The sequence below is a fragment of the Enterobacter cloacae complex sp. P14RS genome (assembly GCF_014895895.1).
Classification (GTDB): domain Bacteria; phylum Pseudomonadota; class Gammaproteobacteria; order Enterobacterales; family Enterobacteriaceae; genus Enterobacter; species Enterobacter bugandensis.
The window spans coordinates 133,269-148,094 of record NZ_JADBQM010000014.1; the positions used below are offsets into that span (position 1 = coordinate 133,269).

Below are 14,826 nucleotides of genomic sequence, written 5' to 3' on the forward strand. Positions count from 1 at the left end.
CCAACTGAGCTACGTAGCCAGTACTGCAGTCTTCGATGGCTGGGGTACCTGGATTCGAACCAGGGAATGCCGGTATCAAAAACCGGTGCCTTACCGCTTGGCGATACCCCAATACCGCGGAGAACCGCAAAATCGAAGAAATATGGCTGGGGTACCTGGATTCGAACCAGGGAATGCCGGTATCAAAAACCGGTGCCTTACCGCTTGGCGATACCCCATCCGTGCAACGCTTACCCGGGAATGGTGCGGGAGGCGAGACTTGAACTCGCACACCTTGCGGCGCCAGAACCTAAATCTGGTGCGTCTACCAATTTCGCCACTCCCGCAAAAAGATGGTGGCTACGACGGGATTCGAACCTGTGACCCCATCATTATGAGTGATGTGCTCTAACCAACTGAGCTACGTAGCCATCTTTTTTTCGCGTTACCTTATCGGCGTTGCGGGGCGCATTATGCGTATAGACCCTTGCAGCGTCAACACCTTTTTCAACGAAAATAGCCGGAATGTGACTGTTTGGTTAGGTTGCGAACAGCGTGGCCGAATATTCGGCAATTATTGGTTATTAATCGGTTTTTGGTGGTGAAATGTGAGGCAAAAAAAACAGGCCCCTGAGGGGCCTGTTTGAAATCGTTGTGATTATTTGTAGGCGGACTGGTGAACGCCTACCGCACGCCCCGATGGATCGTTCATCGCCTTGAAAGATTCATCCCATTCAATGGCTTTTGCGGATGAACAGGCCACTGACGGACCGCCAGGAACACACTCGGCAGCGCTCGGCACCGGGAACAGCTCTTCAAAGATCTCACGGTAGAGGTACGCTTCTTTCGAGCCCGGCGTGTTGTACGGGAAGCGGAAGCTTGCGGTTTCCAGCTGTTGGTCAGAAACCTGCTTCGCTGCCACCTCTTTCAGGGTGTCGATCCAGCTGTAGCCAACGCCATCAGAGAACTGCTCTTTCTGACGCCATGCCACGCTCGCCGGCAGGTAAGATTCAAAACATTCACGCAGGATATGTTTTTCCATTTTGCCGTTGCCGCACATTTTATCCTGCGGGTTGATGCGCATCGCCACGTCGAGGAATTTCTTATCCAGGAACGGCACGCGCGCTTCCACGCCCCAGGCCGACATCGCTTTGTTGGCACGGGCACAGTCGAACATATGCAGCGCCTGCAGCTTACGCACGGTCTCTTCATGCAGCTCTTTGGCGTTTGGCGCTTTATGGAAGTACAGGTAGCCGCCAAACACTTCGTCAGAACCTTCGCCGGAGAGCACCATCTTGATGCCCATCGCCTTGATCTTACGCGACATCAGGTACATCGGCGTGGAGGCGCGAATGGTGGTCACGTCATAGGTTTCAATGTGATAGATCACATCGCGGATCGCATCCAGGCCTTCCTGCACGGTGAAGTGAATTTCATGGTGCACGGTGCCGAGGTGGTTTGCCACTTCCTGCGCGGCTTTCAGATCCGGTGCCCCTTCCAGGCCCACGGCAAAGGAGTGCAGCTGCGGCCACCAGGCCTCGGAGCGCTCCTGATCTTCCACGCGACGAGCCGCGAACTTCTTGGTGATCGCGGAGATCACGGAGGAGTCCAGACCGCCGGAGAGCAGTACGCCGTAAGGCACGTCTGACATCAGGTGGCTTTTCACGGAATCTTCCAGCGCCTGACGCAGCTCGGCTTTATCCGTCACGTTGTCTTTCACCGCGTCATAGTCAAACCAGTCGCGCTGGTAGTACGGACGAATTTCACCGTCTTTGCTCCACAGATAGCTGCCCGCCGGGAACTCTTTAATGGTGCGGCAGACCGGAACCAGGGCTTTCATTTCGGACGCGACATAGAAGTTGCCGTGTTCATCGTGCCCCATGTACAGCGGGATAATACCGATATGGTCACGGCCAATCAGGTAAGCGTCTTTTTCGCTGTCGTACAGGGCGAAGGCAAACATGCCCTGCAGGTCGTCGAGAAACTCGGGACCTTTCTCCTGATACAGCGCCAGGATCACTTCACAGTCAGAGCCGGTCTGGAAGGCGTAGCGGTCGCCGTACTCGGCGCGCAGCGCCTGATGGTTATAAATTTCACCGTTGACAGCCAGCGCGTGCGTTTTTTTCTCGTTATACAGCGGCTGTGCACCGGCGTTGACGTCAACAATAGACAGACGTTCGTGAGCCAGAATCGCTTTGTCACTGGCGTAAACGCCTGACCAGTCCGGTCCGCGATGGCGCATCAGGCGGGACAATTCGAGTGCTTTTTTACGCAGTTCGCCCGCGTCAGTTTTAATATCCAGTACGCCAAAAATTGAACACATAACCTTCTCCGTTAACTCTGTTGCATTGTGATGTTGCTTGCTTATGAAAATGCCGCAAAAGAGGGGAGGGGCGCAAGGGTTTTACGGGCCAAAACGGAAATAGTGCAATAGTGATTGCGGAATAGTGAAAAAAGAGTACGTCACACATCCTTTTATTGATGATAATGCAATGAAAAGGGTTTTTTGTTAGATAGTGTTTTGTTTGTATAAGCTGAAAATGAAAAACCACGCCCTGGGACGTGGTTCAGAATCAAATAACGTCGATTTCGTCGACAGAGGGGTAAATCCAGCTAGGTCGGAAGGGCATCGTATCGATGTCATCAAGCTGCGAGACGCCAGAAAGTACCAGGATGGTTTCAAGCCCTGCCTGGAAGCCAGCCAGAATATCGGTGCGCAGGTTGTCGCCAACAATGACGGTTTCTTCTGAGTGTGCCTGCATCGTATTCAGCGCGGCGCGGATGATCCACGGGCTCGGTTTGCCGACAACAAAAGGCTTACGGCCGGAGATTTTTTCAATACCGGCGCACAGCGCGCCGCAGGCCGGATAGAAACCACGGCCGTGCGTATCCGGGTTGGTGGCAATAAAGCGCGCACCGTTGGCGACAAAGTAGGCTGCTTTATGCATCATCTCCCAGTTAAAGGAACGCGTTTCTCCCACGATCACAAAGTCCGGGTTCACATCGGTAATGGTAAAGCCTGCTTTATACAGCTCGTGGATCAGCGCGCCTTCACCGACCACGTAGGCTTTTTTTCCTTCCTGACGCTTCAGGAAATCCGCCGTTGCCATTGCGGAGGTATAAAACACGCTGTCCGGCACGTTGACGCCTGCGGTGGCAAAGCGGTTCGCCAGATCCTGACCGGTTTGGGAAGGGTAGTTCGTGAGTAGAACCAGTGGCATTCCTTTGTCGATGATGCGGTGAAGAAACTCCGCAGCACCCGGCACGGCAACGTTGTCGTGCATCAGCACGCCGTCGATATCACAAATTACATTCTTAATGGTCATGGACATTCCGACATCAAAAAAAGAAGGCGTTACTATAAGGTCCGATCAGGATTCCAGCAAATGCTGGAGCAGGATCCCGTTGAGCATGGCGCGCTTGACCAGCGCAAACGCGCCAATCGCCGAGCGATGGTCAAGCTTCGAACGAACCACCGGGAGGTTCTGTCGGAATGCTTTCAGCGCCTGGGTGTTGATACAGCCTTCGATGGCGGGCAGCAGCACCTTTTCCGCTTCAACAATCTCTCCGGCGATCACCACTTTCTGCGGGTTAAACAGGTTAATGGCGATGGCGATGGTTTTCCCCAGATGGCGACCTACCTGCTCGATCACCTCACAGGCCAGCGCGTCGCCTTTATTGGCGGCTTTGCAGATGGTGCCTATCTTGCAATCGTCCAGCGTGACGCGGCTTTGATAGCCCTGCTCAAGCAGGTGGCGAACGCGCTGCTCGATGGCCGTGTTGGCGGCGATGGTTTCAAGGCAGCCGAAGTTGCCGCAGTGGCAGCGTTCGCCGAGCGGTTCAACCTGGATGTGGCCGATCTCGCCAACGTTACCGTTACGACCAATAAAAATACGGCCATTGGAGATAATGCCTGCGCCCGTACCGCGGTGTACGCGCACCAGAATAGAGTCTTCACAGTCCTGACTCGCACCAAAGTAGTGCTCAGCCAGCGCTAAAGATCGAATATCATGGCCGACAAAGCAGGTCACCTTAAAGCGTTTTTCCAGCGCGTCGACCAGCGCCCAGTTCTCAACCTGAATATGCGGCATGTATCGGATCACACCGCTTTCCGGGTCGACCAGGCCCGGCAGAATGACGGAGATGGCGATCAGTTCGCGGATCTTGCGCTGACAGCTTTCAATAAAGTGCGCGATAGTATTCAGCAGCGCGTGTTCCAGCGTCTCCTGAGTGCGCTCGGGCAGCGGATAGTGCTCTTCCGCAATGGCTTTGCTGCTCAAATCGTACAGCGTGAGCGTGGTGTCATGACGACCAAGCCGGACGCCAATGGCCTGAAAGTTGCGGGTTTCGGTAATGATGGAGATGGCGCGGCGGCCCCCGGTGGAGGCCTGCTGATCGACTTCTTTGATCAAACCGCGCTCAATGAGCTGGCGGGTAATTTTTGTCACGCTGGCGGGAGCAAGCTGGCTTTGTTCGGCTATCTGGATCCGCGAGATTGGACCATGTTGGTCAATCAGGCGATAAACCGCCGCACTGTTAAGTTGTTTAACGAGATCGACATTACCGATTTGAGCTTGTCCGCCTGGTGTCATACTTTTACTTACTCAGTGACGACCTCGTTACCATTAACGATGGTCTTAATAATTTTATAATCGTGTGTGAATGCCGTCAGGTTTGCAACCATACCTGGTGCAATTCCGCCGAGCTGTTTATCCACGCCGATAGCGCGAGCTGGATAAAGGGTGGCCATACGCAGGACTTCATCAAGCGCAATCCCACAATGCTCCACCAGATTACGCACCCCTTCAATCATGGTCAAAGAGGAGCCACTCAGCGTACCGTTTTCATCCACACACAGTCCATTGCGGTAGTATATTGTTTTACCAGCAAAAATGAACTGCTCAATATTTGCACCTGCTGGCGCGGTGGCATCGGTGACCAGGCAGAGCTTGTCACCTTTCAGCCGTTTGGCGTTGCGAATGTTGGTGTAATCAACGTGCATGCCATCAGCGATAACGCCGCAGTAGACGTCTGGTTCGTCGAGAATCGCCCCGACCAGACCCGGTTCACGGCCGGTAATATACGGCATGGCGTTGTAAAGGTGGGTCGCAAAGGTAATGCCGGCACGGAAGCCCGCTTTGGCTTCTTTCAGTGTGGCGTTTGAGTGACCTGCTGAAACCACAATCCCGGCGGCAGCCAGTTTGCTGATGACCTCAGTACCGGTCATTTCTGGCGCCAGCGTCACTTTAGCGATCACATCAGCATTGGCACACATGTAGTCGACCAGTTCAGCATCCGGCTTGCGCACGTAATCCGGGTTATGCGTGCCTTTTTTCACTATGTTCAGCCATGGCCCTTCCAGATGCAGACCCAGCGCCTGATTCGGGTGTTTGGCCAGGTATTCGCGCATCACGCGGATACCCTGTTTCATCAGGTCATCACTGCTGGTGATGAGCGTCGGCAGATAGCTGGTGCAGCCTGATTTCTCGTTAGCTTTCTGCATGATTTCCAGCGTTTCAACCGTCACCGCCTCGGCGGAGTCATTGAACTGCACACCGCCGCAGCCGTTAAGCTGTACGTCGATGAAACCGGGGGAGATTACTGCTCCATTGAGTGAGCGCTGTTCTATCTCCGGCGGCAGTTCCGCCAGCGGGCAAACACGTTCAATCAGGCCATTGGCGATAACAATCGCATGGTCATCCAGAATTTCATGGCCGGTATAAATCCGACCGTGGGTTAAAGCGTACATATCGACCCCCGGTTAAAAAAAGCGACCGCCTCTGACAGAAGAGGCGGTTATTCAATTACAGACCTTTGATGTTCTCAGCTTCTAACTCGTTGAAGTATTTCAGCGTTTTCACCTTCAGCTCCATCGTGGACGGTTCGTCGCAGACGATGACTGATTTTGGATGCAGCTGCAGGCAGCTGATGGTCCACATGTGGTTAACGTTGCCTTCAACGGCTGCCTGGAGCGCCTGCGCTTTCACGCCGCCCAGTACCAGAATCATCACCTCTTCGGCATCCAGCAGGGTGCCTACGCCAACGGTCAGGGCGTATTTTGGAACCTGGTTCACATCACCGTCAAAGAAGCGGGAGTTTGCCACGCGGGTGTCATGGGTCAGCGTTTTAATACGGGTACGGGAAGCCAGAGAAGAGGCTGGTTCGTTGAACGCGATATGACCATCGTTGCCCACGCCACCCATGAACAGGTGGATTTTACCGTAAGAACGGATTTTTTCTTCGTACTGACGGCATTCTGCGTCAATATCAGGCGCATTTCCATTCAGCAGGTTAATATTTTCAGCTGGGATATCAACGTGATCAAAGAAATTGCGGTGCATGAAGCTATGGTAGCTTTCAGGATGCTCCTTTGGCAGGCCGACATATTCGTCCATGTTGAAGGTCACAACGTGTTTAAAGCTAACCTGGCCCGCTTTATGCATTTCAACCAGCGCTTTGTACGCGGTCAGTGGGGTACCACCCGTTGGAAGGCCAAGAACGAAGGGACGATCGGCAGTAGGCTTGAAGGCATTAATACGGTTAACGATATGGCGAGCGGCCCATTTACCGACTTGTTCAGCAGTTGCCAGGGGAATCAGTCTCATTGTTCACCTCAAAGTTTAAGTAGAAGAGTGGGCGGATGGGTATCGGAACCTGATGCTTAAGCGTAACCTGGAACCTTTCAGGCCGGATCAATCCGTCTTGATTTTTTGAATGATAAAATAAGTTTTGGCTGTTAGCCAGTGAAAGGGAGGAGGGAATACGATATTTGGTGACAATAATCACAAAAAATAGGTGTTTAATTTGCGATACGAATTAATTTTTCACACACTCACACTGCCAGTGAATCATCAACTGTATCTATCGTTCGTGACACAATAAAAACATAGTTTATGCGCGAGTCTTAATAATGGGTCTCGTAGGGGGAATAGGATGAATATTTTAGGTTTTTTCCAGCGCCTCGGTAGGGCTTTGCAGCTCCCTATCGCCGTGCTACCGGTTGCAGCGTTGCTGCTGCGATTCGGGCAACCCGATCTTCTTAACGTGCCGTTTATTGCCCAGGCAGGCGGCGCCATTTTTGACAACCTTGCGCTGATTTTCGCCATCGGCGTGGCGTCAAGCTGGTCAAAAGACAGCGCCGGTGCTGCGGCACTGGCAGGGGCGGTAGGTTACTTCATCCTCACGAAAGCGATGGTAACCATCAACCCGGAAATCAACATGGGTGTACTGGCGGGTATCATTACCGGTCTGGTCGGTGGTGCCGTGTACAACCGCTGGGCGGGTATCAAACTGCCTGACTTCCTGAGCTTCTTCGGCGGTAAACGTTTTGTGCCAATTGCGACGGGCTTTTTCTGTCTGATCCTGGCAGCTATCTTTGGCTACGTCTGGCCGCCGGTGCAGCATGCTATCCATGCGGGCGGCGAGTGGATTGTTTCAGCGGGTGCAGTGGGCTCAGGTATCTTTGGTTTTATCAACCGTCTGCTGATCCCAACCGGTCTGCATCAGGTGCTGAACACCATCGCCTGGTTCCAGATTGGTGAGTTCACCAATGCTGCGGGCACCGTATTCCACGGCGACATCAACCGCTTCTATGCGGGTGACGGCACCGCGGGTATGTTCATGTCTGGCTTCTTCCCAATCATGATGTTTGGTCTGCCGGGCGCTGCACTGGCAATGTACCTGGCTGCGCCAAAAGCGCGTCGCCCAATGGTTGGCGGCATGCTGCTGTCCGTTGCGATTACCGCGTTCCTGACCGGTGTAACCGAGCCGCTGGAATTCCTGTTCATGTTCCTGGCGCCAGTGCTGTACCTCATGCATGCGGTGCTTACCGGTATCAGCCTGTTTGTGGCGACCCTGCTGGGCATCCATGCTGGCTTCTCCTTCTCTGCAGGCGCGATCGACTACGTGTTGATGTACAACCTGCCGGCGGCAAGCAAGAACGTCTGGATGCTGGTGGTAATGGGTCTGGTCTTCTTCGTCATCTACTTCGTGCTGTTCACTGCGGTTATTCGTATGTTTAACCTCAAAACACCAGGCCGCGAAGATACCAAAGACGAAGTGGTCACCAACGAAGCCAACAGCAATACCGAAGAGGGTCTGACTCAGCTGGCGACCAGCTATATCGCTGCCGTCGGTGGGACTGACAACCTGAAAGCGATTGACGCCTGTATCACCCGTCTGCGTCTGACGGTGGGTGACTCGGCGCGCGTAAGCGACGCAATGTGTAAACGCCTTGGTGCATCGGGCGTGGTTAAACTGAACAAACAAACTATCCAGGTTATCGTAGGCGCCAAAGCGGAATCCATTGGCGACGAAATGAAGAAAGTGGTTGCCCGTGGCCCGGTCGCGGCGGCATCAGCCGACAGCGCACCTGCGTCGACGGCTGCCCCGGTAGCGAAGCCGCAGGCCGTGCCTAACGCCGTGACGGTGGCCGCGCTGGTCTCTCCGGTAACGGGTGACGTGGTTGACCTTGAGCAGGTGCCTGACGAAGCGTTCGCCAGCAAAGCGGTCGGTGACGGCGTGGCGGTGAAACCAACGGACAAAACCGTTGTGTCTCCGGCGGCAGGCACCATCGTGAAAATCTTCAACACCAATCACGCGTTCTGCCTCGAAACCGAAAAAGGCGCGGAGATCGTTGTCCATATGGGGATCGATACCGTAGCGCTGAACGGTCAGGGCTTTACTCGCCTGGTGGAAGAGGGGGCCGAAGTGGTGGCAGGTCAGCCGATTCTGGAAATGGATCTGGACTTCCTGAACGCTAACGCGCGCTCGATGATTAGTCCGGTCGTGTGCAGCAACATCGACGACTTTAGCGGTCTGGTACTCCAGGCGAAAGGTCAGGTGGTTGCGGGTCAGACACCGCTGTATGAGATTAAAGGCAAGTAATCGCTCCTGAGTAGAGTCATGCCTTAAGCGGCGGGGGATATCCTCCGCCGCTTTTTTTTGCAGCAAACGCCCCCATTATTTTCATCTGATACGTATTTTCCGTAACTAAGGGTTGTCACTACGTCCGGCTTATAAGATCATACGCCGTTATACGTTGTTTACGCTTTGAGGAATCCACGATGAGTGAGGCAGAAGCCCGCCCGAGTAACTTTATTCGTCAGATCATCGATGAAGATCTGGCCAGTGGTAAGCACACCACGGTACATACGCGTTTCCCGCCGGAGCCGAACGGCTACCTGCACATTGGTCACGCGAAATCGATCTGCCTGAACTTTGGCATTGCGCAAGACTACCAGGGGCAGTGCAACCTGCGTTTCGATGACACCAACCCAGTAAAAGAAGACATCGAATACGTTGAGTCCATTAAAAACGACGTGCAATGGCTGGGCTTCAACTGGTCTGGCGATATCTGCTACTCCTCTGACTATTTTGATCAGCTGTATGCCTACGCGGTGGAGCTGATCAACAAAGGTCTGGCCTACGTTGACGAGCTGTCTGCGGACGAAATCCGCGAGTATCGCGGTACGCTGACTGCACCAGGCAAAAACAGCCCGTTCCGCGATCGCAGCGTGGAAGAGAACCTGGCCCTGTTTGAAAAAATGCGTGCCGGTGGCTTCGAAGAAGGCAAAGCGTGTCTGCGTGCCAAAATCGATATGGCGTCGCCGTTTATCGTGATGCGCGATCCGGTGCTGTACCGCATTAAGTTCGCAGAACACCACCAGACCGGCAACAAGTGGTGCATCTACCCGATGTACGACTTCACCCACTGCATCAGCGATGCGCTGGAAGGCATTACCCACTCGCTGTGTACGTTGGAGTTCCAGGATAACCGTCGTCTGTACGACTGGGTGCTGGATAACATCACCATTCCTGTGCATCCGCGTCAGTACGAGTTCTCTCGTCTGAATCTGGAATACACCGTGATGTCCAAGCGTAAGCTGAACCTGCTGGTGACCGACAAGCACGTTGAAGGCTGGGACGACCCGCGCATGCCGACCATCTCTGGCCTGCGTCGTCGTGGTTACACTGCCGCTTCTATTCGTGAGTTCTGCAAACGTATCGGCGTGACCAAGCAGGACAACACCATCGAAATGGCGTCTCTGGAATCCTGCATTCGTGAAGATCTTAACGAAAACGCCCCGCGCGCGATGGCTGTTATCGATCCGGTGAAACTGGTGATTGAAAATTACCCGCAGGGTGGAAGCGAGCTGGTCTCTATGCCTAACCATCCGAATAAACCGGAAATGGGAAGCCGCGACGTGCCGTTCAGCGGTGAGATCTGGATCGACCGTGCTGACTTCCGTGAAGAAGCCAATAAGCAGTACAAGCGTCTGGTGTTGGGTAAAGAAGTTCGTCTGCGTAACGCCTACGTCATCAAAGCCGAGCGCGTAGAGAAAGATGCTGAAGGTAACATTACCACCATCTTCTGTTCGTACGATGCTGAGACGCTGAGCAAAGATCCGGCAGACGGCCGCAAGGTGAAAGGCGTGATCCACTGGGTGAGCGCTTCCCACGCGCTGCCGGTAGAAATTCGTCTGTACGATCGTCTGTTTAGCGTACCTAACCCGGGTGCGGCGGAAGACTTCCTGGCGACCATCAACCCGGAATCTTTGGTGATCAAGCAGGGTTATGCGGAGCCATCGCTGAAAGCCGCTGAAGCGGGCAAAGCGTTCCAGTTCGAGCGTGAAGGTTACTTCTGCCTGGACAGCCGTTACAGCACGGCAGAAAAACCGGTATTTAACCGTACCGTAGGTCTGCGTGATACCTGGACCAAGATCGGCGAATAATAACGTTGCACTGGTCAATGAGAAACAAACGCCGCTTTTTGCGGCGTTTTTTTATTTAATGATCATATCGTTAAAGTAGGCCCGTAATTAGGCCAGATAAAATTTTTGGTCAATGCGGTGCTACTTATTTTTCTAAAAAAAGTTTGTCTGTTTCATAAAATGAAGAATAAAGACAAATACGGGTTTTATTACAATCTAAGACGCCGAAATTACCTGCTCTACCCCCGCCACACCTCGCATCCGGCCAAATGTTACAAAGCACTACCAATTATGTGCACTTCGTCATAATCCTGACTTTTGCCCACTGAAAAGCATTGATAATTCGCGTCGCGAAAAATAACCTAAAGACGGTAGTTAATTCGAGGGTATTTATAACTACCCCTGGCCTTTTGGTCTTTTATATTTTCGCCGTTTAAGGCGTTTTAATTCGTCAAAGAGGAATAATCTATGCGTACGTTCAGTGGCAAACGTAGTGCGCTGGCGCTGGCTATTGCCGGTGTGACAGCAATGTCGGGCCTGGTGGTGACACCAGAGGCAAAAGCAGCAGGTTTCATCGAAGATTCTACCCTCACTGGCGGTATTTATTACTGGCAGCGTGAACGTGACCGTAAAGATGTCACAGAAGATAAATACAAAACCAACCTCTCTCACTCCACCTGGAACGCCAACCTGGACTTCCAGTCAGGCTACGCCGCCGATATGTTCGGTCTGGATATTGCCGCGTTTACGGCGATTGAAATGGCTGAAAATGGCGACAGCGGCCACCCGAACGAAATTGCCTTCTCCTCCAGCAATAAAGCCTATGACGAAGACTGGTCAGGGGATAAAAGCGGTATCAGCCTTTATAAGGCCGCAGCGAAATTCAAATACGGCCCGGTATGGGCGCGTGGGGGCTATATTCAGCCAACCGGCCAGACGCTGTTAGCGCCGCACTGGAGCTTTATGCCTGGTACCTATCAGGGGGCAGAAGCCGGGGCTAACTTTGACTATGGTGATGCAGGTGCGTTGAGCTTCTCCTATATGTGGACCAACGAGTACAAAGCGCCGTGGCACATTGAGATGGACAAGTTCTACCAGAACGATAAGAAAACCAAAGTCGATTACCTCCACTCGCTGGGCGCGAAGTACGATTTCAAAAACGATCTGGTTCTGGAAGCCGCATTTGGTCAGGCGGAAGGCTATATCGATCAGTATTTTGCTAAAGCCAGCTACAAATTTGATATCGCCGGTAGTCCGCTGAGCACCAGCTACCAGTTCTACGGTACGCGCGATAAGGTCAGCGATGGCAGCGTAAATGACATTTATAACGGTACCGCGTGGCTGCAGGCGTTAACCTTCGGCTACAAGGTTGGCCAGGTTGATTTGCGCCTGGAAGGGACATGGGTGAAGGCGGAAGGGCAGCAGGGCTACTTCCTGCAGCGTATGACGCCGACCTATGCCTCATCCAACGGTCGTCTGGATATCTGGTGGGATAACCGCTCAGACTTCAACGCCGACGGCGAGAAAGCGGTCTTCTTCGGCGCCATGTATGACCTGAAAAACTGGAACCTGCCGGGCTGGGCGGTGGGCGCTTCTTACGCTTACGCCTGGGATGCAAAACCAGCAGACATGGCGACGCCGGATGCGTACTACGATCCAAACTATCGCCTGAAAGAGTCCTCCTACAGCCTGGATGCTATCTACACCCTGCAGGATGGCCGCGCAAAAGGCACGATGTTCAAGCTGCACTTCACGCAGTATGACAACCACTCCGATATCCCAAGCTATGCGGGCGGTTACGGCAACATCTTCCAGGATGAACGTGACGTCAAATTCATGGTTATCGCCCCATTCACCATCTTCTGATGAGCACACCGGCGGGCTGAGTCCCGCCGGTCTGGAGACTGCATATGATGAAAAAAATCGTAATCGTCGCGCTGATGGCATCAGGGCTGGTGGCGTGTGTTCAGACTCAGGCGCCGAAAGAGGACGCCCGTCTGAAGGAGGCGTATAGCGCCTGTATTAATACCGCGGAAGGATCGCCTGAGAAAATTGAAGCCTGCCAGAGTGTGCTAAATGTGTTAAAGAAAGAGAAAGCGCATGAGGCGTTCGCGACGCAGGAGAATGTTCGCGTGATGGATTATCAGGCCTGCATCCAGGCACGTAAAACCGGTAACGATCAGGAAGTGGCGAAGCGTTGCGATAAAATCTGGAACGAGATACGCAATAACAACAAATAAGTTGCTCTACGCCCGGTGGCACTTTGCTGACCGGGCTTTTTTCAGGCAAAAAAAAGCCAACCTTACGGCTGGCTCAGAGTATGAACGCTAACTTATTTTGTGTCGTGAGCGTGTTCATTCTCGCGGCAATCACCTTCAGCGCAGTGACCGTAAAGGTACAGGCTGTGGTTGGTCAGACGGATACCGTGACGAGCTGCGATTTCACGCTGACGCGCTTCGATGGAATCATCGCTAAATTCAATGACCTTGCCGCAATCGAGGCAGATCAGGTGATCGTGGTGATGCTGCTGGGTCAGTTCGAATACAGATTTACCGCCTTCGAAATTATGACGGGTAACAATGCCCGCGTCATCAAACTGGTTCAGCACGCGATATACGGTGGCCAGCCCAATCTCTTCACCCATGTCGATAAGACGTTTATAAAGGTCTTCCGCACTGACATGGTGATTGTCTGGACCCTGAAGCACTTCCAGGATTTTTAACCGAGGAAGCGTTACTTTCAGGCCAGCCTTCTTTAATGCGGTATTGTTGTCAGTCATGCGGAATCTGTCCTGTTGCTAAACGATTCACTTCTCTGGGAAGTGACAGAAAATGCACCTGGGATAATGCGTCTCATTATAGAACTGCCATGCCTAAATGAAAACTGCAAGTCTCAGGCAAAGTATGCTTATAAAAACGTGGTATCACCTACAAACTTGCTCAAAGGAAACCACATTTTGCCAGGGAGACATTGTACAGGTCTGGGCGAAAAAGTTAAAAGTTTGTAGCAATTAATTTAATCGGTTTTACCTGGAAAAGGGCGCAACCCGCGTTGCGCCGTAAAAAATCAGGCGTTGAGAATATCGTCCAGATGCAGTTCTTCGCGGATCTGCTTAACCCACTTCTCTACACGCTCTGCGGTCAGTTCTGGCTGACGGTCTTCGTCAATGGCAAGTCCGACAAAATGATCGTCATCTGCCAGGCCTTTAGAGGCTTCGAAGTGGTAACCGGCAGTCGGCCAGTGGCCCACAATAACCGCGCCATTAGGCTCAATGATGTCGCGAATCGTCCCCAGCGCATCACAGAAGTACTCGGCGTAATCTTCCTGATCGCCACAACCGAACAGGGCAACCAGCTTGCCGTTGAAGTCCACCTCTTCCAGCGTCGGGAAGAAATCGTCCCAGTCGCACTGGGCTTCACCATAGTACCAGGTTGGAATACCCAGCAGCAGAATGTCATAGCCCTCGAGATCTTCTTTGCTGCTCTTGGCGATGTCATGCACATCAGCAACGTCTTTACCGAGCTGTTTCTGAATGTTTTTTGCGATATTTTCGGTATTGCCGGTATCACTGCCGAAGAAAATGCCGATGATTGCCATGAGTAAAATAACCTCTTGAAACTTAATGGTATGGTGGCGCAATTCGGCCACGGATAAGGGCAATAATAGCAGAACTGGCAACCCTGCGGAAACCGCTATCGCGCAGGACTGCACTCTGTGCTACATGAAAAGGGCGATAAAGGGGTTTTTCAGACTTATGCCTGGCTGCGCAGCGTCTCTAGTTGGGCGATGAGCATCTCTTCAATAAGCTCGCTGCGGCTGATATTACGCGCCTCTGCCAGCTCGTTAAGCGCATCGACCGCGTCGGCGTTGAGCTTCAATTCGACACGCTTAAGCCCACGATTTTTATCGCGTTTAAGCTGATTGCGTTTATTGATACGCAGCTGTTCATCGCGCGAAAGCGGATTCGTTTTCGGTCGTCCCGGTCGACGCTCATTCGCGAACAGATCTAGTGTCGTACGGTCCGTTTGTTCTTTGGCCATGATTATGAGACTTCGGGGGAAACACGCCGCCCTGCTAAAGCCCGGGCGATAAGCGCGCCATCATACATCACCAAAAACGGCACGCCAACGACTGG

General features: G+C 52.9%; 12 protein-coding genes and 4 tRNA genes. 4 read left to right on the forward strand and 12 right to left on the reverse strand.

The genetic code is table 11. The features are described 5' to 3' along the window. Positions 1–36 precede the first annotated feature (36 nt). The 9 genes from IM295_RS13215 to nagB all read right to left on the reverse strand — a co-directional run bounded on the left by IM295_RS13215 (position 37) and on the right by nagB (position 6,584). Positions 37–111, reverse strand: a tRNA-Gln gene (locus tag IM295_RS13215). A gap of 32 nt (positions 112–143) precedes the next feature. Continuing rightward, positions 144–218: transfer RNA gene (locus IM295_RS13220), tRNA-Gln, on the reverse strand. Positions 219–241: 23 nt separating this feature from the next. Then, positions 242–326 (reverse strand) — tRNA-Leu (locus tag IM295_RS13225). A 7-nt stretch (positions 327–333) separates the two neighbouring features. After that, positions 334–410, reverse strand: a tRNA-Met gene (locus IM295_RS13230). Positions 411–637: 227 nt separating this feature from the next. Beyond that, positions 638–2,302, reverse strand: a complete 1,665-nt coding sequence (gene asnB, locus IM295_RS13235; protein ID WP_028012352.1) for an asparagine synthase B — start codon at positions 2,300–2,302, stop codon at positions 638–640. A 250-nt stretch (positions 2,303–2,552) separates the two neighbouring features. Further along, positions 2,553–3,305, reverse strand: a complete 753-nt coding sequence (gene nagD, locus IM295_RS13240) for a ribonucleotide monophosphatase NagD (RefSeq protein WP_003858667.1) — start codon at positions 3,303–3,305, stop codon at positions 2,553–2,555. Positions 3,306–3,350: 45 nt separating this feature from the next. Next, on the reverse strand, positions 3,351–4,571 hold the full coding sequence (locus tag IM295_RS13245) for an N-acetylglucosamine repressor (RefSeq protein ID WP_028012354.1): 1,221 nt from the start codon (positions 4,569–4,571) through the stop codon (positions 3,351–3,353). A gap of 8 nt (positions 4,572–4,579) precedes the next feature. Further along, positions 4,580–5,728: an N-acetylglucosamine-6-phosphate deacetylase gene (gene nagA / locus IM295_RS13250; protein ID WP_193066802.1), complete on the reverse strand. Its 1,149-nt coding sequence runs from the start codon at positions 5,726–5,728 to the stop codon at positions 4,580–4,582. Between the two features lie 55 nt (positions 5,729–5,783). Continuing rightward, positions 5,784–6,584: a glucosamine-6-phosphate deaminase gene (gene nagB / locus IM295_RS13255; RefSeq protein WP_028012356.1), complete on the reverse strand. Its 801-nt coding sequence runs from the start codon at positions 6,582–6,584 to the stop codon at positions 5,784–5,786. A 328-nt stretch (positions 6,585–6,912) separates the two neighbouring features. Between nagB and nagE the strand changes: the two genes are divergently transcribed. The 4 genes from nagE (at position 6,913) to chiQ (ending at position 12,931) form a co-directional block, all read left to right on the forward strand. Then, on the forward strand, positions 6,913–8,865 hold the full coding sequence (nagE, locus tag IM295_RS13260) for a PTS N-acetyl glucosamine transporter subunit IIABC (RefSeq protein ID WP_028012357.1): 1,953 nt from the start codon (positions 6,913–6,915) through the stop codon (positions 8,863–8,865). Positions 8,866–9,044: 179 nt separating this feature from the next. Beyond that, entirely contained in the window at positions 9,045–10,712 is a 1,668-nt protein-coding gene (gene glnS, locus IM295_RS13265) for a glutamine--tRNA ligase (RefSeq protein WP_041910779.1), read from the forward strand. 447 nt (positions 10,713–11,159) lie between these two features. After that, complete coding sequence (gene chiP, locus IM295_RS13270) at positions 11,160–12,557, forward strand: chitoporin (RefSeq protein WP_028012359.1); 1,398 nt, start codon at positions 11,160–11,162, stop codon at positions 12,555–12,557. A gap of 47 nt (positions 12,558–12,604) precedes the next feature. Beyond that, positions 12,605–12,931, forward strand: coding sequence for a ChiQ/YbfN family lipoprotein (gene chiQ / locus IM295_RS13275; RefSeq protein ID WP_028012360.1), 327 nt, complete (start codon positions 12,605–12,607; stop codon positions 12,929–12,931). Positions 12,932–13,023: 92 nt separating this feature from the next. On the opposite strand, the gene fur is transcribed toward chiQ, so the two are convergent. From fur to ybfE, 3 genes are all read right to left on the reverse strand, one after another. Further along, positions 13,024–13,470 (reverse strand): ferric iron uptake transcriptional regulator, encoded by a 447-nt coding sequence (gene fur / locus IM295_RS13280; protein WP_028012361.1) that lies wholly within the window; start codon positions 13,468–13,470, stop codon positions 13,024–13,026. A gap of 287 nt (positions 13,471–13,757) precedes the next feature. After that, positions 13,758–14,288, reverse strand: coding sequence for a flavodoxin FldA (fldA, locus tag IM295_RS13285; protein WP_008501067.1), 531 nt, complete (start codon positions 14,286–14,288; stop codon positions 13,758–13,760). A gap of 155 nt (positions 14,289–14,443) precedes the next feature. Further along, positions 14,444–14,731: a LexA regulated protein gene (gene ybfE, locus IM295_RS13290; protein WP_014883017.1), complete on the reverse strand. Its 288-nt coding sequence runs from the start codon at positions 14,729–14,731 to the stop codon at positions 14,444–14,446. Positions 14,732–14,826 lie beyond the last annotated feature (95 nt).

What these genes read in the sequence shown, in the direction of transcription:
- fur (WP_028012361.1), bottom strand. Translation starts at nt 13,470, where the DNA reads ATGACTGACAACAATACCGCATTAAAGAAGGCTGGCCTGAAAGTAACG.
- nagB (WP_028012356.1), bottom strand. Translation starts at nt 6,584, where the DNA reads ATGAGACTGATTCCCCTGGCAACTGCTGAACAAGTCGGTAAATGGGCC.
- chiQ (WP_028012360.1), top strand. Translation starts at nt 12,605, where the DNA reads ATGAAAAAAATCGTAATCGTCGCGCTGATGGCATCAGGGCTGGTGGCG.
- fldA (WP_008501067.1), bottom strand. Translation starts at nt 14,288, where the DNA reads ATGGCAATCATCGGCATTTTCTTCGGCAGTGATACCGGCAATACCGAA.
- ybfE (WP_014883017.1), bottom strand. Translation starts at nt 14,731, where the DNA reads ATGGCCAAAGAACAAACGGACCGTACGACACTAGATCTGTTCGCGAAT.
- chiP (WP_028012359.1), top strand. Translation starts at nt 11,160, where the DNA reads ATGCGTACGTTCAGTGGCAAACGTAGTGCGCTGGCGCTGGCTATTGCC.
- glnS (WP_041910779.1), top strand. Translation starts at nt 9,045, where the DNA reads ATGAGTGAGGCAGAAGCCCGCCCGAGTAACTTTATTCGTCAGATCATC.
- asnB (WP_028012352.1), bottom strand. Translation starts at nt 2,302, where the DNA reads ATGTGTTCAATTTTTGGCGTACTGGATATTAAAACTGACGCGGGCGAA.
- nagD (WP_003858667.1), bottom strand. Translation starts at nt 3,305, where the DNA reads ATGACCATTAAGAATGTAATTTGTGATATCGACGGCGTGCTGATGCAC.
- IM295_RS13245 (WP_028012354.1), bottom strand. Translation starts at nt 4,571, where the DNA reads ATGACACCAGGCGGACAAGCTCAAATCGGTAATGTCGATCTCGTTAAA.
- nagE (WP_028012357.1), top strand. Translation starts at nt 6,913, where the DNA reads ATGAATATTTTAGGTTTTTTCCAGCGCCTCGGTAGGGCTTTGCAGCTC.
- nagA (WP_193066802.1), bottom strand. Translation starts at nt 5,728, where the DNA reads ATGTACGCTTTAACCCACGGTCGGATTTATACCGGCCATGAAATTCTG.